Here is a 16,047-nt window from a genome sequence, read left to right on the forward strand (position 1 = left end):
TGAAGCGCGGAGGACATATGCAGCACTGGTTTTTCCACTTCGTGGTCGTGTCGCTGGCTCTCAACGCCTTGATGGCGCTGGTCTGGCCGACCGGCCTGTGGTCACTGGTGGTCGTCGGGCCGCTGATCCTGATGGGCTTGCATGACTGGTGGCAGACCGAACACAGCATCCGACGCAACTTTCCGCTGTTCGCCCGGGGGCGCTGGTGCATGGAGGCGCTGCGCCCTTATGTGCGGCAGTACTTCATCGAATCGGATACCGACGCGACGCCCATCAGTCGGATGTTCCGCAGCATCGTCTACCAGCGGGCCAAGGATACCCTGGACAGCGTGCCCTATGGCACACGGGTGGACACCTACCGTGACGGTTACGAATGGATCGGTCACTCCATAGCCGCGATCGACGCCGAGGCGGTCGATCAGGACATGCGGGTCGCGGTGGGGGGAGCCGACTGCCGACATCCCTATCGGGCCAGTATCCTCAATGTCTCGGCCATGAGTTTCGGTGCCCTCAGCGGCAATGCCATTCTCGCCCTTAACCGCGGGGCTCGCGAGGGCGGCTTCGCCCACAATACCGGCGAGGGCGGTATCAGCCCCTATCACCTCGAGCATGGGGGCGACCTGGTCTGGCAGATCGGCACGGGCTATTTCGGCTGCCGGCGGGCCGACGGTGGCTTCTGCGCCGAGACCTTCAGGGAAGCTGCGTCCCACGCGAGCGTGCGCATGATCGAGCTCAAGCTCTCCCAGGGAGCCAAGCCCGGGCATGGCGGCATCCTGCCGGCGGAGAAGAACACCGCGGAGATCGCCCTTAGTCGCGGCGTCGAGCCCGGTATCGAGGTGCGCTCACCGGCGGCCCATTCCGCCTTCGCCACGCCGCGGGAGATGATGCACTTCATAGCCCGGCTGCGGGAGCTGGCCGACGGCAAGCCAGTGGGCTTCAAGCTGGCGATCGGCCACCGGGTCGAGTTCCTGGCACTCTGCAAGGCCATGCTCGAGACCGGTATCCTCCCGGATTTCATCACCGTGGATGGCGGCGAGGGGGGCACCGGGGCCGCGCCCCTGGAGTTTGCCAACTCGCTGGGCATGCCGCTGCGCGAAGCGGTGGCCTTCGTCGATGACTGCCTGACCGGCTTCGACCTGCGCCAGGAGATACGGGTGATCGCCGCCGGCAAGGTGTTTACCGGTTTCCATATCGTCAAGAATCTGGCACTGGGCGCAGACATGTGCAACAGCGCACGTGGCATGATGCTGGCCCTGGGCTGCGTGCATTCGCTGACCTGTCACAGCAACCGCTGTCCCACCGGCGTGACCACCCAGGACCCCCGGCTCTATCGTGGCCTGGTGGTCAGCGATAAGGCGCCGCGGGTGGCCCAGTACCATGCCAAGACCCTGCATGCCGCCGCAGAGATCATCGGCGCGGCAGGGCTTCGCCACAGCCGCGAGTTGCGCCGCCACCATCTCTTTCGGCGTATCAACCAGCAGGCCGTGTGCCAATACGACCAGATATTTCCTCGCCTGCCCCCGGGGAGCCTGCTCGGCGATCAGGTGCCCGCACGCTTCCAACGGGATCTGGCGCAGGCGTCGGCGGACCACTTCTGGCGATTGGGCTAATGCCACATCGTCACCAACGCCGGCGGGGCCGTAATGGGGCTGGCCGTGTCGTCGCCAGGCGCCTCAGCGCAGCTGGCTGTCCTTGCTGCCCCGCCGATTGTGTCCGGCGGTGGGTCCACGGTGCTTGTCGCGCTCGGCCTGGCAGTCGATGCAGAGTCGCACCCCGGGCACGGCCTGTCGCCGTGCCTCGGGGATCGGCTCGTCGCACTCGTCACAGTGGCGGGCACTCTCGCCGCGGGGCAAGGCGTGTCTTGCCCGCTCGAGCTCGTCGCGTACGCTGTCGTCGATCTGCTGCTGCACATCGCCGTCTCTCGACCAGCCTCCGGCCATGGTGGTCTCCCCTCCGCAATGCCCCCGTCATCTGCCTATCAGCTTGCCAAATGGCTGGCCATGGCGCCATGGGAACCTCGAGCGCCAAGGCCGCGTGTCTCGGGGAGACTGTCCTGCTGAATCAAGGGTTGCCGCTCCCAGGCGCTCCTCCAGGTCTGAGTGCCATCGACACTTCGCGCGAGGGAGCACTTGAAGTCCGTCACAAAAAACCCCGGCTGCGCCGGGGTATCGCTGCCACGTGGAAAGGGCGATCAGTCGTCGGCATCGTTGGCCGAGTCCACGCCGCTCTCGGGCGCGACCTCGCCGCCCTCGACCGTCGACATCTGGTCCTCTTCCTCCAGGTCGTTGGCACTGTCGGTGCCGCCTTCCTCGACGAGGGGCTTCTCGCCCATGGCGGCCTCGTCGCTCGACATCATGGACTCGCTGGTCTCGTTGGCGGTGTCGACGCCGCTCTCGGGCGCCATCTCGTCCTCGTGGTCGGCTGCCAGGGCGGTGCCGGACAGCAGCAACAGGGTGGTCAGGGTAACGGCGGCGGTGGCGATCGGTTTCATGGTTGACCTCTCGTCCGGTAATTGGCGTGCCATGCATCCGTGTATCGATACGAATGCTATACAGAACCTATGCAATGGTTGCAGATCATGCAAGGTTTCTCTGTGTAACCCTGGAAACGACAGAACCCCGGCAGGGCCGGGGGTCGGGCGCGATCATGCCGACGGGGTCAGGCCAGGGCCGCCACCACGGCCTTCGCCACCTGCACATCCTGGTCCGGCTTCACGCCGGAAATGCCGACGCTGCCGGCCACCTGGCCCTCGACGATCACCGGCACGCCGCCGGCCAGCAGGGCCTGCATCGGCGCGGTGACGAAGGCGGTGCGGCCGTTGTTGATCATCTCCTCGAAGACCTGGGTCTCCTTGCGGCCGATGGAGGCATTGCGGGCCTTCTCGCCGGCGACCTCGGCGCTGAACGGAGGGGCGCCATCCAGGCGGCGCAAGCCGAGCAGGTGACCGCCGTCGTCGGCCACGGCGATGGTGACCGCCCAGCCGTTGGCCTCGGCTTCCTTCTGGCCGGCGTCGAGGAGGGTGTTGACGTCATCCAGGGTCAGGACGGGTTTGGTTTGCATGGGACTCTTCCTCGTGGGTGCATGAAATTGCGGTTCTGCAGGGGGGCGAGCGAACGCCCTGGCTTGTCAGTGCTTCTCAAGGGCCTCGTCGACGATCTCGATCCAGTGGCGCACCGGCGTGCGATTGGCACCTGCCAGGTGGGTCTGGCAACCGATGTTGGCCGTGACGATCACCTCCGGATTGCCGGCCTCCAGGGCATCGAGCTTGTTGTCGCGCAGCTGGGTGGCGAGTTCCGGCTGGGTCACCGAGTAGGTGCCTGCCGAACCGCAGCAGAGGTGGGCGTCCTGCACCGGGGTCAGCGAGAAGCCGAGTCGCGCCAGCAGGGCGTCGACGCTGCCGCCGAGCTTCTGGGCGTGCTGCAGGGTGCAAGGGCAATGGAAGGCCAGGCGCTTGTGCTCGCGCAGTGTCAGGCGTTCCAGGTCCTCCTCGCGCAGGACCTCCACCAGGTCCTTGGCCAGGGCGCTGATGCGCTCGGCTTTCTCGGCGTAGTCGGGGTCATCGGCCAGCACCTCGCCGTATTCCTTGACCATCGCCCCGCAGCCACTGGCGGTCTGCACGATGGCCTCGCAGCCGGCCTCGACATGCGGCCACCAGGCGTCGATGTTGGCGCGCATGCGTGCCCGGCCAGCGTCCAGGGCGTTGAGGTGGTAGTCGATGGCGCCGCAGCAGCCGGCCTCCGGTGCCGGGGTCAGGCCGATGCCGAGGCGATCCAGCACTCGCGCCGTGGCGGCATTGGTGTTGGGCGACAGGCCCGGCTGGACGCAGCCCTCGAGAATCAGCATCTGGCGTGCGTGGCGACTTCCCGCGGGACGCTGGCCGGCATCCACCGGAGTCGGTGGCATCTTGCTGCGCAGCGCGGCCGGGACCAGCGGACGGAACACCTGGCCCATCCTGAGCAGCGCCTTGAAGCGCGCGGGGTCCACCAGCGCCTTGCGCAGGCCGAGACGCAGCGCGCGGTCGGGCATGGAGCGCGGCACTCGCCGCTCGACCTCGGCGCGGCCGATATCGAGCAGCTTGTGGTACTCCACCCCGGACGGGCAGGTGGTCTCGCAGTTGCGACAGGTCAGGCAGCGATCCAGGTGCAGCCGGGTTTCCTCGGTGACATTGTCGTCATCGGGGTTCTCCAGCATCTGCTTCATCAGGTAGATGCGCCCACGGGGGCCATCACGCTCGTCGCCCAGCAGCTGGTAGGTGGGGCAGGTGGCGTTGCAGAAGCCGCAGTGCACGCAGGTACGCAGCACGCGGTCGGCCTCGCGGATATGCGGCTGCTGGAGGTCTTCCTCGGTGAAGTGCGTTTGCATCTCAGAGCTCCGCGTAGAGTCGGCCCGGATTGAAGATGCCCTTCGGGTCCAGCTCGGCCTTGAGGCGGCGATGGTACTTCGCCATCACCGGGGCTAGCGGGGTGAAGGGGGCGGCGGCGCCCGGGGTCAGGCAGGTGGCATGCCCGCCAGCGCTGGCGCAGGCCTCGCGCAGGGTCTCGGCGGGCAGTTCGCTGCGCAGCCAGCGCTGGCAGCCGGCCCAGTCGTACAGCAGGTCATCCTCGGCGACCCCGTCCAGGGCCAGTGCCGGCGTGTCGTAGGGCAGCGAGAGCCGCCACAGTGGTCGCGCGTCCTCGCGGGAGAAGAACGCCAGTCGCTGCTCGCGCAGCGCCTCCCAGAAGTCGGCCTCGAGATCCTCGCCGCCGAGACGCTCGCGGGTGGCCGCCACCGAGCCGGGGCCGCCCTCCAGGCGCAGGTGCAGGGCGCCGGTCTGCCAGGCGGCGGCGGTCAGTGGCAACGGCTGGCGCCCCCACTCGGCCAGGCGTGCGCGGGCCTGGTCCAGGGGCATCTCGAGACGCAGGCTGTGGCTGGCCGACGGCCGCGGCAGCACCTTGAGGGTGACTTCGGTGAGCAGGCCCAGGCTGCCCTGGGCGCCGACCATCAGGCGGGAGAGGTCGTAGCCGGCGACGTTCTTCATCACCTCGCCGCCGAAGCGCTGCTCGTCCCCGGCCCGGGTGATCACCCGGGCACCCAGCACGAAGTCGCGCACGGCGCCGGCCCAGGGCCGTCGCGGGCCGGACAGGCCGGTGGCGACCATGCCGCCGACGGTGGCGGTATCGCCGAAGTGAGGCGGCTCGAAGGGCAGCATCTGGCCGTGCTCGGCCAGTCGCGCCTCGAGTTCCGCCAGCGGGGTGCCGGTACGCACCGAGACGATCAACTCTACTGGGTCATAGCTGGTGATGCCGCGGTGTTCCCGGGTGGAGAGCGCCTCGCCCTCCACCGGGCGGCCATAGAAGCCCTTGGTGTCGCCGCCGACGATGCGCAGCGGCGTGCCGTCCGCGTCGGCCTTGCGGACGCGCTCTCCCAGGGCCTCGCTGATATCCCGGTCCGGGGTTGGGGTCGTGGTGTTGGCCATGATGACTCCTCAGAAACGGGGCAGCTCGGGGTGCGGCAGCTCGCCCCCGTGCACATGCATGGCGCCGAACTCGGCGCAGCGCGCCAGGGTCGGGATGTTCTTGCCCGGGTTGAGCAGGCGCTCGGGGTCGAAGGCCGCCTTCACGGCGTGGAAGGTGGTCAGCTCCTCGGGACTGAACTGGGCGCACATCTGGTTGATCTTCTCGCGGCCCACGCCGTGCTCGCCGGTGATCGAGCCCCCGGCCTCGACGCACAGCTCGAGGATCTTGCCGCCGAGGTCCTCGGCCTGCTCCAGCTCGCCGGGACGGTTGGCATCGAACAGGATCAACGGGTGCATGTTGCCGTCCCCGGCATGGAAGACGTTGGCGACCCGCAGGCCGAATTGCTCGGAGAGCTTGCTGATGCCCTGCAGGACGCGAGGAAGCTCGCGGCGCGGGATGGTGCCGTCCATGCAATAGTAGTCCGGCGACATGCGGCCCACCGCGGGGAAGGCGTTCTTGCGCCCGGCCCAGAACAGGGCGCGCTCGGCCTCGTCGTGGGCCTGCTGGATATCGGTGGCGCCGGCCGTCTCGAGCACTTCGCGCACCCTGGCGCAGTCGTCATCGACATCGGCCTCCACGCCGTCCAGCTCGCACAGCAGGATCGCCTCCGCTTCCACGGGGTAGCCGGCATGGATGAAGTCCTCGGCGGCGCGGATCGCCAGGTTGTCCATCATCTCCAGGCCGCCGGGGATGATGCCGGCGGCGATGATGTCGCCGACGGCGTGACCGGCCTTGCCCACGTCGTCGAAACTGGCCATCAGCACCTTGGCGGTCTCCGGCTTGGGCAGCAGCTTGACGGTGATCTCGGTAACTACCCCGAGCATGCCCTCGGAGCCGTTGATCAGGGCCAGCAGGTCGAAGCCGGGGGCATCCAGGGCCTCGCTGCCGAGCGTCAGGCGCTCGCCCTCGATGGTGATGATCTCGACCTTCATCACGTTGTGGACGGTCAAGCCGTATTTCAGGCAGTGCACCCCGCCGGCGTTCTCCGCCACATTGCCGCCGATCGAGCAGGCGATCTGCGAGGAGGGGTCCGGCGCATAGTAGAGACCATGCGGGGCGACGGCCTCGGAGATGGCCAGGTTGCGCACCCCGGGTTCCACCCGGGCGGTGCGGGCGTCGGGGTCCACGTCGAGGATGCGGTTGAAGCGCGACATCACCAGCAGCACGCCCTGCTCCAGGGGCAGGGCGCCGCCGGACAGGCCGGTGCCGGCCCCGCGGGTGACGACCGGCACGCCCAGTTCCCGGCAGCCCTTGAGCAGGGCCACTACCTGGTCGAGGGTCTCCGGCAGGGCTACCAGCATGGGCAGCACGCGATAGGCGGCCAGGCCGTCGCACTCGAAGGGATGCAGGTCTTCCTCGCGATGGAGCAGAGTCAAGTCGGGAACGCTCTGCTGGAGGCTGGCGAGCACCTCCGCCTTGTCCCGGCGAGGCAGCTCCCCATCGAGTCTCGCGTCGAAGTGGATATTCATGGCGGCTCCGAGAAACGGGAATGAATCCAGTATGGGGTCAATGGTATGGAAATGTCTTCCATAAATTTACGGAAGCGCTTCCGGACATTTTGCCGCACTGCGGCGGCAGCCGACGGGCTCGCATGGCCCCGCCTGTCGGCGGGGCCATGGCTCAGGTCAGTCGCAGCAGCGGGTCGGCGATCGCCCACAGCTGAATGGCCACCAGGCCGACAAGTCCCGCCGCTACTACATAGTAGATGGTCGGCAGGATGGTCTTGCGGATGGTGATGCCCTCGCGGCCCAGCAGGCCGACGGTGGCCGAGGCCGCGACCACGTTGTGGATGGCGATCATGTTGCCCGCGGCGGCGCCGACGGCCTGCAATGCCACCATCATGGCCGTGGAGACCCCCAGTTGCTGGGCCACGTTGAACTGGAAGTCGGACAACATCAGGTTGGATACCGTGTTGGAACCGGCGATGAAGGCCCCCAGGGCGCCGACGGTGGGCGCGAACAGCGGATAGATATCACCGACCCCGTCGGCCACCAGGCGCGCCATGGCCACCGGCATCGACACCAGGTCGGCGGCATTGACGCCCGAGTTGATCAGGATACGCACCATGGGGATGGTGAAGACCAGCACGAAGCCGGCGCCGACCAGAGTCCGGGTGGACTCGCCGAAGGCGGCGCGCAGCTCGCCGAGGCGCATCCGGTGCAGGACCGCGGTCAGCAGCACCACCATCAGCAGGATGCCGCCTGGCAGATAGAGCGGCTGGATGCTGCCGGAGATGCCGGGCTCGCCGAGGATGTTGCCCCAGCTGAGGCTCACCGAGGTCAGGGCCTCCTTCAGCGGGGCCACGGTCCGCGAGGCGACCAGCAGCAGGGCCAGCAGCACATAGGGCAGCCAGCCCATGAAGGTGGAGATCGGCGTCTTGCCGACCACCTCGTCGGTCTTGATGACGAGCTTGCCGATCCAGTGGTCCGGCCAGGCGGTCGCCTCGGGGAAGTCCCAGCTCTCGCGGGGCATCAGAAAGCCGCGTCGGGCGGCCGGTACGACGATGGCCAGGCCGACCATGGCGCCGATCATCGAGGGGAATTCCGGTCCCAGCAGCACGCCGGCCAGCGCATAGGGCACCACGAAGCTGATGCCGGCGAACAGCGCGAAGGGCGCGATGGCCAGGCCTTCCCGCCAGGAGCGGTTGGCTCCGAAGAAGCGCACCATCACCATGACCATCAGCAGCGGCATCAGTACCCCGACAATGGCGTGGATGACGGCCACCTCACCGGCCACAAGGTGGAAGTAGTCGAGCCAGCCGGCCCCGCCGGCCTCGAGGACTTGGCTGATCCCGGCGCGGTCGAGGCCGCCCGACACGCCGACCACGATGGGCGTGCCCACGGCGCCGAAGGACACCGGCGTGGACTGGATCATCATGCCGACCACCACGGCGGCCAGCGCCGGGAAGCCGAGGGCGACCATCAGCGGGGCGGCCACCGCAGCGGGGGTGCCGAAGCCCGAGGCGCCCTCGATGAAGCAGCCGAACAGCCAGGCGACGATGATGGCCTGGACGCGACGGTCGGGACTGATGCCCGAGAAGCCGTTGCGAATGGCGGTGATGCCGCCGGAATGCTTGAGGGTGTTGAGCAGCAGGATGGCGCCGAAGATGATCCACAGGATCGCGACCGTCAGCATCAGGCCCTGCAGGGTCGAGGCCAGGACCCGGGTGAAGGTCATGTCCCAGGCGAGCAGGGCGATGACGGCCGTCACGGCGAAGACGATCGGCATGGCGACCCGTGCCGCCATGCGCAGGCCGATCAGCAGGATCCCCGCCAACAGCAGGGGGGTGAAGGCCAGAAGCGCCAGGAGAGTGTCATGCATCGGTGGAGGTCTCTCATCGAGGATGATGTCGGTGTCGGCCGCGCGGGACGGCAAGGGTGAACCTTACGGTCAGACACCGGGATTGACCATTTCAGGTAAATTGGTATTACCAATATTTCTGTGCCGATGCATTCCTCGTGTCGCTATTAAATCCTTTTTTGTTCAGTGGCTTGAATAGAAGTTGTCGAGCCTGAGCGGCACCGAGGCGTGAATGGTGGTTATACCAATGGACAAGAGGCCGGTAGCCGCCGGGGCGATGGCAGCGGCCGGCAAAGCCTGGCACTATCGGGGCTCTCCCCTCACCGGATGCAAGGAGTCGGTATGACACGGGTGCTCTACGAGCTCTGCGGGATTGACGAATCGCTGCGGTTTTCGCCGTTCTGCTGGCGGGTCCGTTATGCCCTGGCCCACAAGGGGCTGGATGTCGAGACTCGCCCCTGGCGCTTCACCGACAAGCAGGCGCTGGCCTTCGCCGACCATGACAAGGTACCGGTCCTCGTCGACGGTGACGAGGTGGTCACCGACAGCTACGCGATCCTGCGCTACCTGGATCGCACCTATCCCCAGGCACCGCTACTCGGCGACGCCCTGGCCGAAGCCCGGGGACGCTTCTTCAAGCACTATGCCGAGCGTGCACTGGCGCCGGCGATGATGCGAACCATCATCATGGACCTGTTCAATGCCGTGCATCCTGACGACCGCGCCTACTTTCGCGAGTCCCGCGAGAAGCGCTTCGGCCGTACCCTGGAGGAGTTTCACTCCCCGGCCAAGGGCCTGGCGCAGCTCGACGCGGCCCTCGGGCCGATGCGCGGGCGCCTCGAGGAGGCCGACTTTCTCGATGGTGATGCCCCGGGAGGCGCCGATTATCTCGTCTTCGGCAACTTCATGTGGGCCCGCTGCGTCTCCAGCGCTGACCTGGTCTCCAATGCCGACCCGGTCCATGCCTGGGTCGAGCGCCTGCTCGACCTGCACGACGGCCTGGGTCGCCGGGCCATGCGCGTCACCGATATCGAGGGAGCCTACCGCTGACCTCCTTCACACTTGCGTGTGACGAGGCCCGGCCCTGGCCGGGTCTCGTCGTGTCCGGGGGAGGGGAAAAAGGGCGGCGAAGATGTTGCGATGCACAAAACGGCCTGCTATGTTGCAATGCAGCACGGGCGCATGGCCCGGTATCCCCACCATCCCGGAGGTGTGCGATGAGCAAGGCAACGACCGACAAGACCACCGAGCAGTTCGAGTCTCTCTTTGTGCAACCCATGCGGTCCTATGCCGCGCTGAACCTCGAGTATGCCGAGAAGCTGGTCTCCACCCAGTTCGACTCGGCACGCGCCCTGACCGATCTGGGCCTGGCCCAGGCGCGCGGCTGGCTCGAGGTCAAGGATGCCGATGGCGTCAAGAAAGCCATGGAAGGGCAGCAGAAAGCCCTGCAGGACCTCGGCGAGCGCGTCAAGAGCGACTCCGAGGCACTGATGACCCTCGGCCAGGAATATGCCCAGAAGGGGCAGAAGCTGGTCGAGGAGCAGGTCAAGGCCGCCAGCACCAGCTGATTTCCCGACTCTCTGCAAGCAAGGGGCCCTTGCCGGGCCTTGCGGGTCACCACCAGACGGCGGTGACCCGTTTTTTTCGGTTCTTCGCGGGTCGGGGCGCAGGCGTTCAGCCGTGCTCGGTGCCCAGCAGCTGGATCACCTCGTCGTCGCTGACCTGCCCGAAGTCGGCGAAGAACTGGCCGACGGCGCTGAAGTTGGCGGGGGTGAGCAGGCATACCACCTCGTCGGCGAGCCTTTCCAGGCGCGCCACGGTCTCGGGAGGCGCCGCTCCCATGGCGGCGATCAGCCGGGCGGGATGGTGGGGGCGCAGGCTAGCCAGGGCGGTGGCCATGGTAGCACCGGTGGCGCTGCCGTCGTCGACCACCACCACGATGCGCCCGGCGGGATCGATGGGCGCCCGCACCGGCGTGTAGCGGCGACGGCGCTCCTCGATCAGCGCCTGCTGGGCCTCGATCTCCCGGGTGATGGCATGTTCCGGATAGTGACTGGCCGCCGGCTCGAGCTGCACCCGGCCCTGTTCGCCGACCGCGCCGATGGCGTATTCCGGGTTGCCCGGGGCGCCGATCTTCCTCACCAGCACCACGTCCAGTTCCCCTTCCAGCTCATCGGCGATCAACCGGCCCATGGGCACTCCCCCCCGGGGAATGGCCAGGATCAGCGGGTCGCGTCCTCTCAGGTGCGCCAGTCGGCGCACCAGTCCCTCGGCAGCTTCCAGTCGGTCGCGGAACATCGTGGCATCCCCTCGTGTAGACCCTCTCTCTGTCTAGTGTAGACGTGACGGAGCCTGCCCCGGGGCTGTCGCCGGGCGGCTGTATGCGGCCGTGGGGCCGCTGACGTGACCGGTAGGGTCAGCCCACCCGATCCTCGAGGCGAAAGCCGGCGATGCGGTTGATCTGCTCGATGGCGGTGCGACGCTCCTCGGCCGGATCGTTCTCCAGGCGCGTCTCGAAGGCGGCGAGGATGGCGTGCCGGTCACTGCCCTTGACGGCCATCACGAAGGGGAAGCCGAACTTGGCCTTGTAGGCGGCGTTGAGGCGCTCGAACCGTGCCATCTCCTCGGGCGTGCACTGGTCGAGGCCGGCACCGGCCTGCTCCCGGGTGGAATCATCTGTGAGCTCGCCGGCGATGGCCGCCTTGCCGGCCAGGTCGGGGTGGGCGCGGATGACCTCGAGCTGGCGCTCGGCGCTCGCCTCCCGCAGGACTCGGCCCATGGCCGCGGCCAGGCCCGGAGGCGTGTCCTGGCCGCTATCGAGGCCCCGCTCCCAGGCCAGTTCGGCCACCCAGGGCGAGTGCTCGTAGATATCGCCGTAGTGCGCGACGAAGTCGGCCTGGCCCAGCTCGCTGGGCCGCGGGGAAAGCGTCTTGCTGTTCATGGTCTGGTCTCCTTGCTGAGCGGTTGCCATCTGCCGTGTCAGGGTAGCGATAAAAGTGTATACAATAAAGTCTTTGAAATGTACTCTCTTTAGAGCTAAAACTGTTCTTAATAGGATGCGCTCGTCTCGGCGGGCGCAACCACCGGAAGACACTCCCGCCGGACCTCCCGCCGTGGCCGGCATCGACAATAGAGGAGAAACGTGATGGGACGCCTGACGACGCATGTGCTGGACACCTCCCTCGGCTGCCCGGGCCAGGGGATTCGCATCGAGGTCTATCGCCTCGAGGGCGCTGACCGCACCCGCATCACCGAGGTCGTTACCAACGACGACGGGCGCTGCGATGCGCCCATCCTGGAAGGTGATGCCTTCACCGCGGGCGAATACGAGTTGGTCTTCCATGCCGGCGCCTACCTGGATCGCCAGGGCGTGGAAGGGAGCAAGCCCCGGTTCCTCGACGTCATTCCGCTGCGCTTCGGCGTGGCCGATGCCGGCCAGCACTACCACGTGCCCCTGCTGCTGTCGCCGTACAGCTATTCCACCTACCGCGGCAGCTGAGCCCGGTCCCTGCCCCAGACGACAATCGCATAATTCCAACGAGGCCTGACCGATGGAAGCCTATTTCCTGGACTTCGCCAACCTCCTGCTGAGGTGGCTGCACGTGATCGCCGCCGTGGCCTGGATCGGCGAGTCGATCTACTTCGTCATGCTGGACAATGGCCTGCGCCCGCCCAAGGCCGCCGAGGACCAGCGCAAGGGCGTGTTCGGCGAGATGTGGGCGGTGCATGGCGGTGGCTTCTACCACAACCAGAAGTACGCCAGCGCCCCGGAGAAACTCCCCGAGGACCTGCACTGGTCGTTCTGGAAGGCCTACACGACCTGGCTCTCCGGCTTCGGCCTGTTCGTGCTGCTCTACATGGCCAATCCCGGCTTCTACCTGGTCAACCCGGGCAGCGACTGGGCGTGGGCCGCCAACCTCACCGGCTGGCAGGCCAACGTGGTGGCCCTGCTGTTCCTGCTCGGCGGCTGGGTGGTCTACAACGAGATGTGCAAGCGCATCAGCCCCAACATGGAGCGTGACGGCCTGCTGAGCCTGGCCGTGGCGGTGATGATGGTGGTGGTGGCCTACCTGAGCACCCAGATCTTCGCGGGACGCGCCGCCTTCCTGCTCACCGGTGCGGTGATGGCCACCGCCATGTCGGCCAACGTCTTCTTCTGGATCATCCCGGGGCAGCGCCGCATGGTGAAGGCCATGAAGGCCGGCGAGACGCCGAATCCCATCGATGGCAAGCGCGGCAAGCAGCGCTCGGTGCACAACACCTACTTCACGCTGCCGGTGGTGCTGCTGATGCTCAGCAACCACTATTCCTTCACCTACACCCATGAGCTGTCCTGGGTGATCATGTCGCTGTTCATCTTCGCTGGCGCCCTGATTCGCCAGTTCTTCGTGCTGATGCACGCCGGCCAGATCAAGCCGGCCTACCCGGCCTCGGGCGCGGTGCTGATCCTGGTGGCGGTATGGATCGGGGCGCCCACCGCGGGCAATGCCACGGCCGCCGCCACGGCCAGCAGCGAGACAGCCGGGGGCGAGACTGCGCCGGCCCAGGTGGCCCAGGCCGAGCCGGAGAGCCGGGCGCAGACGATCATCGAGCAGCGCTGCGTCCAGTGCCACGCCCAGAACCCGAGTCATGCCGGTTTCTCGGCGGCACCGGCCGGGGTGATCCTCGACACCCCCGAGCAGATGTTGCGCCAGATCGACCAGATCAAGCAGGTGGTCGCCAGCGGCTACATGCCGCTGGGCAACATCACCCAGATGACCGACGAGGAGCGTGCGGAGATCGCTGCCTGGAGCCCGTGAGCTGATGCCGAGCCTCCTCGCCCCATGACCACCGCCCGCCTTTTTGGCGGGCGGTGGTCGTTTCGGGCAGCGGAAAGCGTATACAATGAGTGGCATATCGGGTTTTCACGGAGGCGAGCAGTCCATGAACCAGCGTCAGGTCGTTGCCGGGGACAAGTCCAGCGACGGCGGCGGTCGCCCCGGCAAGAACGGCGACGGCGCCGAGCGTCACGAGGCGATCTACCAGTCGATCAGCGATGCCATCATCGAGCATCGCCTCAAGCCCGGCGCGCGGCTGCGCGAGGATGCCCTGGCCGAGGTCTTCGGCATCAGCCGGACCGGCATCCGCAAGATCCTCCAGCGCCTGGCCCTGGAGCAGCTGGTGACCCTGACCCCCCGCCGTGGCGCCAGCGTGACGCGGCCCACCGCCGACGAGGCCAAGGATGTCTTCGATGCCCGGCAGATGGTCGAGTGTGGCCTGATGCCCGAGGTGGCCCGCCGCATCACCGCCGAGGACGCCCAGTCACTGCGCGAGATGGCGGTGCGTGAACGCGAGGCCCTGCGGGCCGGCGAGCAGAGTGCCGCCATCAAGCTGTCCGCGGCCTTCCATGGGCGACTGGCGTGGATCTCCGGCAACGCCACCCTGGCGGCGTTCGTCGAACGCCTGTGTTCGCGCTCCTCGCTGATCCTGGCGGTGTACGGCAACGCCGGCCACCTGGGCTGCGAGTCCCACGACCACGACGACCTGGTGGGCTACCTGGTGAGCGGCAACGGCGAGCGTGCCCTGGCCTTCATGAGCCGCCACCTCAAGGCCATCGAGGCATCGCTGTCCATCCATGCCGAAGAGGATGAGGCCCCGGACCTGTTCGAGATCTTCTCGGGCTAGGGGCGACTCTCCCCGGGTTACCCTCGAATCACCGCGCCCCGTGCCATGGCACGGGGCGCGGTGTAGCGTGACGAGGGATGGGGATCAGGAGTTGGCGGTGACCGGCTGGCGCTGGCCCTTCATCAACAGGAAGTAGAAGAGCCCGCCCAGGGCAGCACCGATCAACCAGGCATAGCCGCCGAGCGCTTCGAGGGCTGGCACCCACACCGATGAGATCGAGAACAGCGCGGCCAGGGCGAAGGCGCCGATGGCTCGCTTGTTCCAGCCCTTGACGTAGTGGTAGGCCCCGTCGGGGTCGGCGGAGAACATGTCCTGGATGTTCAAGTGCTGGCGTTTCACCAGGTAGTAGTCCACCACGATGATGCCGTAGAAGGGTGCCACGATGGCTCCCAGGGCATTGACGAAGCCGGCGATGCCGATCTGGCTGATCACTGACACCCACAGTGCCCCGACGAAGAAAGCCACCACCGCGGTGATCAGCCCGCCGATCCGAAAGCTGATCTTGCCCGGGAAGAGGTTGGCCAGGTCGTAGGCCGGTGGGATGAAGTTGGCGACCAGGTTGATGCCCACGGTGGCGGCGAAGAAGGTGATCGCGGCGATGATGGTCAGCGGCAGGGAGTCGACCCGCTCGATGATGTCCGAGGGGTTGGTGAGCGTCTCGCCGAACAGCGCGAGCGTGCCCGCGGTAATGATCAGGGCGATGAAGGAAAAGAAGGCCACATTGAGCGGAAGGCCCAGCAGATTGCCGAGCTTCATCTGTTTCTCGCTCTTCACGAAGCGGGTGAAGTCGCCGAAGTTGATCACCACGGCAGCGAAGTAGGCGATCATGGTGCCGGTAATCGCCAGGAAGGCGGTCAAGGGGCTGCCTTCATACTCGCTACTGCCACTGAAGATGGTGCTCACCGCGGGCAACAGGTCGCTGCCGGCCTGGAACCAGACGATGACCATCAGCGCCACCATCACCACGTAGACCATGGGGCCGGCCCAGTTGAGGAAGTGCTTGATGCGGTCGATCCCTTGCCAGAACAGCGCCATCTGGAAGACCCAGACGATCACGAAGGACACCCACCCCACCGCGGACATGCCCAGCCAGGAACCACCGGGGTCGCCGATGAGCGCGGTGATCAGCAGGGCGACCGCCGTGGAGGCGAAGTAGGTCTGTACCCCGTACCAGAAGATGCCGATGATGGCCCGCAGCATGGCCGGGAAGTTGGCCCCGCGCACTCCCATGCTGGACCGGATCATTACCGGGAAGGGCACGCCGTACTTGACGCTGGGCTTGCCACTCAGGTTGACCAGCCACATCACCACGACGCCGGCGAGGATGATCGCCGCCATCACCGCCCAGCCGTTGAGGCCGTAGGAGATGAACAGCGAGGCCGCCAGGGTGTAGCCGAACAGGCTCTGGATGTCGTTCGACCAGACATTGAAGATCTCGAACCAGCCCCAGTTGCGGTCACGATGCTTGATCGGCGCCAGGTCCGCGTTGTAGAGGGTCGGGTCTCGGTGCTGGATCTCCAGCTCTTTTTCCATCATGGGGTTCACCCTTCTTGTCGTTGTGGAAAAGCCCCTGCCTATAACGGGAGGG

Annotated in this window: 16 protein-coding genes; 6 read left to right on the top strand and 10 right to left on the bottom strand. The window is 67.0% G+C overall.

What is annotated here, in order from left to right; all coding sequences use genetic code 11:
- Positions 1–17: 17 nt before the first annotated feature.
- Positions 18–1,610 (top strand): FMN-binding glutamate synthase family protein, encoded by a 1,593-nt coding sequence (locus tag EKG36_RS00685; protein ID WP_126479982.1) that lies wholly within the window; start codon positions 18–20, stop codon positions 1,608–1,610.
- Positions 1,611–1,673: 63 nt separating this feature from the next.
- On the opposite strand, the gene EKG36_RS00690 is transcribed toward EKG36_RS00685, so the two are convergent.
- The 7 genes from EKG36_RS00690 to EKG36_RS00720 form a co-directional block, all read right to left on the bottom strand.
- Positions 1,674–1,940, bottom strand: a complete 267-nt coding sequence (locus tag EKG36_RS00690) for a DksA/TraR family C4-type zinc finger protein (RefSeq protein WP_126479984.1) — start codon at positions 1,938–1,940, stop codon at positions 1,674–1,676.
- Positions 1,941–2,191: 251 nt separating this feature from the next.
- A complete protein-coding gene (locus EKG36_RS00695; protein WP_126479986.1) occupies positions 2,192–2,491 on the bottom strand; it encodes a hypothetical protein in 300 nt (99 codons plus the stop codon).
- A 167-nt stretch (positions 2,492–2,658) separates the two neighbouring features.
- Positions 2,659–3,060, bottom strand: coding sequence for a heme-binding protein (locus EKG36_RS00700; protein ID WP_126479988.1), 402 nt, complete (start codon positions 3,058–3,060; stop codon positions 2,659–2,661).
- A gap of 66 nt (positions 3,061–3,126) precedes the next feature.
- Entirely contained in the window at positions 3,127–4,362 is a 1,236-nt protein-coding gene (gene glcF / locus EKG36_RS00705) for a glycolate oxidase subunit GlcF (protein ID WP_126479991.1), read from the bottom strand.
- Between the two features lies 1 nt (position 4,363).
- Complete coding sequence (gene glcE, locus EKG36_RS00710; RefSeq protein ID WP_126479993.1) at positions 4,364–5,455, bottom strand: glycolate oxidase subunit GlcE; 1,092 nt, start codon at positions 5,453–5,455, stop codon at positions 4,364–4,366.
- A gap of 9 nt (positions 5,456–5,464) precedes the next feature.
- Positions 5,465–6,964 carry a glycolate oxidase subunit GlcD gene (glcD, locus tag EKG36_RS00715; protein ID WP_126479995.1) on the bottom strand — a complete coding sequence of 500 codons (1,500 nt, stop codon included), beginning with the start codon at positions 6,962–6,964 and terminating at the stop codon, positions 5,465–5,467.
- Between the two features lie 151 nt (positions 6,965–7,115).
- A complete protein-coding gene (locus EKG36_RS00720) occupies positions 7,116–8,816 on the bottom strand; it encodes an L-lactate permease (protein WP_126479997.1) in 1,701 nt (566 codons plus the stop codon).
- A gap of 321 nt (positions 8,817–9,137) precedes the next feature.
- Between EKG36_RS00720 and EKG36_RS00725 the strand changes: the two genes are divergently transcribed.
- Together EKG36_RS00725 and EKG36_RS00730 are read left to right on the top strand one after the other, a co-directional pair.
- Complete coding sequence (locus tag EKG36_RS00725) at positions 9,138–9,845, top strand: glutathione S-transferase family protein (RefSeq protein ID WP_126479999.1); 708 nt, start codon at positions 9,138–9,140, stop codon at positions 9,843–9,845.
- A gap of 167 nt (positions 9,846–10,012) precedes the next feature.
- The gene (locus tag EKG36_RS00730; protein WP_126480001.1) at positions 10,013–10,363 is read left to right on the top strand and encodes a phasin family protein; all 351 of its coding nucleotides are present in this window, start codon (positions 10,013–10,015) and stop codon (positions 10,361–10,363) included.
- 106 nt (positions 10,364–10,469) lie between these two features.
- Here EKG36_RS00730 and EKG36_RS00735 read toward each other — a convergent pair whose 3' ends face one another.
- Complete coding sequence (locus EKG36_RS00735; RefSeq protein ID WP_126480003.1) at positions 10,470–11,093, bottom strand: phosphoribosyltransferase; 624 nt, start codon at positions 11,091–11,093, stop codon at positions 10,470–10,472.
- A 118-nt stretch (positions 11,094–11,211) separates the two neighbouring features.
- Positions 11,212–11,736: a 2-oxo-4-hydroxy-4-carboxy-5-ureidoimidazoline decarboxylase gene (gene uraD / locus EKG36_RS00740; protein ID WP_126480005.1), complete on the bottom strand. Its 525-nt coding sequence runs from the start codon at positions 11,734–11,736 to the stop codon at positions 11,212–11,214.
- Positions 11,737–11,940: 204 nt separating this feature from the next.
- Between uraD and uraH the strand changes: the two genes are divergently transcribed.
- From uraH to EKG36_RS00755, 3 genes are all read left to right on the top strand, one after another.
- Positions 11,941–12,294, top strand: a complete 354-nt coding sequence (uraH, locus tag EKG36_RS00745) for a hydroxyisourate hydrolase (protein WP_126480007.1) — start codon at positions 11,941–11,943, stop codon at positions 12,292–12,294.
- Positions 12,295–12,346: 52 nt separating this feature from the next.
- The gene (locus EKG36_RS00750) at positions 12,347–13,594 is read left to right on the top strand and encodes a urate hydroxylase PuuD (protein ID WP_126480008.1); all 1,248 of its coding nucleotides are present in this window, start codon (positions 12,347–12,349) and stop codon (positions 13,592–13,594) included.
- A gap of 124 nt (positions 13,595–13,718) precedes the next feature.
- The gene (locus EKG36_RS00755; RefSeq protein WP_126480010.1) at positions 13,719–14,459 is read left to right on the top strand and encodes a GntR family transcriptional regulator; all 741 of its coding nucleotides are present in this window, start codon (positions 13,719–13,721) and stop codon (positions 14,457–14,459) included.
- 84 nt (positions 14,460–14,543) lie between these two features.
- Here the strand turns inward: EKG36_RS00755 and EKG36_RS00760 are convergent, their stop codons facing one another.
- Positions 14,544–15,995 carry an NCS1 family nucleobase:cation symporter-1 gene (locus EKG36_RS00760; protein WP_126480012.1) on the bottom strand — a complete coding sequence of 484 codons (1,452 nt, stop codon included), beginning with the start codon at positions 15,993–15,995 and terminating at the stop codon, positions 14,544–14,546.
- Between the last annotated feature and the right edge of the window lie 52 nt (positions 15,996–16,047).

This window comes from Halomonas nitroreducens (assembly GCF_003966155.1).
In the GTDB taxonomy this organism is placed as follows: domain Bacteria; phylum Pseudomonadota; class Gammaproteobacteria; order Pseudomonadales; family Halomonadaceae; genus Halomonas; species Halomonas nitroreducens.

Bases quoted from the DNA above. Each gene is read 5' to 3' on its own strand.
- EKG36_RS00690 (WP_126479984.1), bottom strand. From the start codon at position 1,940: ATGGCCGGAGGCTGGTCGAGAGACGGCGATGTGCAGCAGCAGATCGAC.
- EKG36_RS00700 (WP_126479988.1), bottom strand. From the start codon at position 3,060: ATGCAAACCAAACCCGTCCTGACCCTGGATGACGTCAACACCCTCCTC.
- EKG36_RS00685 (WP_126479982.1), top strand. From the start codon at position 18: ATGCAGCACTGGTTTTTCCACTTCGTGGTCGTGTCGCTGGCTCTCAAC.
- glcD (WP_126479995.1), bottom strand. From the start codon at position 6,964: ATGAATATCCACTTCGACGCGAGACTCGATGGGGAGCTGCCTCGCCGG.
- EKG36_RS00720 (WP_126479997.1), bottom strand. From the start codon at position 8,816: ATGCATGACACTCTCCTGGCGCTTCTGGCCTTCACCCCCCTGCTGTTG.
- glcE (WP_126479993.1), bottom strand. From the start codon at position 5,455: ATGGCCAACACCACGACCCCAACCCCGGACCGGGATATCAGCGAGGCC.
- glcF (WP_126479991.1), bottom strand. From the start codon at position 4,362: ATGCAAACGCACTTCACCGAGGAAGACCTCCAGCAGCCGCATATCCGC.
- uraD (WP_126480005.1), bottom strand. From the start codon at position 11,736: ATGAACAGCAAGACGCTTTCCCCGCGGCCCAGCGAGCTGGGCCAGGCC.
- EKG36_RS00760 (WP_126480012.1), bottom strand. From the start codon at position 15,995: ATGATGGAAAAAGAGCTGGAGATCCAGCACCGAGACCCGACCCTCTAC.
- EKG36_RS00755 (WP_126480010.1), top strand. From the start codon at position 13,719: ATGAACCAGCGTCAGGTCGTTGCCGGGGACAAGTCCAGCGACGGCGGC.
- EKG36_RS00730 (WP_126480001.1), top strand. From the start codon at position 10,013: ATGAGCAAGGCAACGACCGACAAGACCACCGAGCAGTTCGAGTCTCTC.
- EKG36_RS00750 (WP_126480008.1), top strand. From the start codon at position 12,347: ATGGAAGCCTATTTCCTGGACTTCGCCAACCTCCTGCTGAGGTGGCTG.
- EKG36_RS00725 (WP_126479999.1), top strand. From the start codon at position 9,138: ATGACACGGGTGCTCTACGAGCTCTGCGGGATTGACGAATCGCTGCGG.
- uraH (WP_126480007.1), top strand. From the start codon at position 11,941: ATGGGACGCCTGACGACGCATGTGCTGGACACCTCCCTCGGCTGCCCG.
- EKG36_RS00735 (WP_126480003.1), bottom strand. From the start codon at position 11,093: ATGTTCCGCGACCGACTGGAAGCTGCCGAGGGACTGGTGCGCCGACTG.
- EKG36_RS00695 (WP_126479986.1), bottom strand. From the start codon at position 2,491: ATGAAACCGATCGCCACCGCCGCCGTTACCCTGACCACCCTGTTGCTG.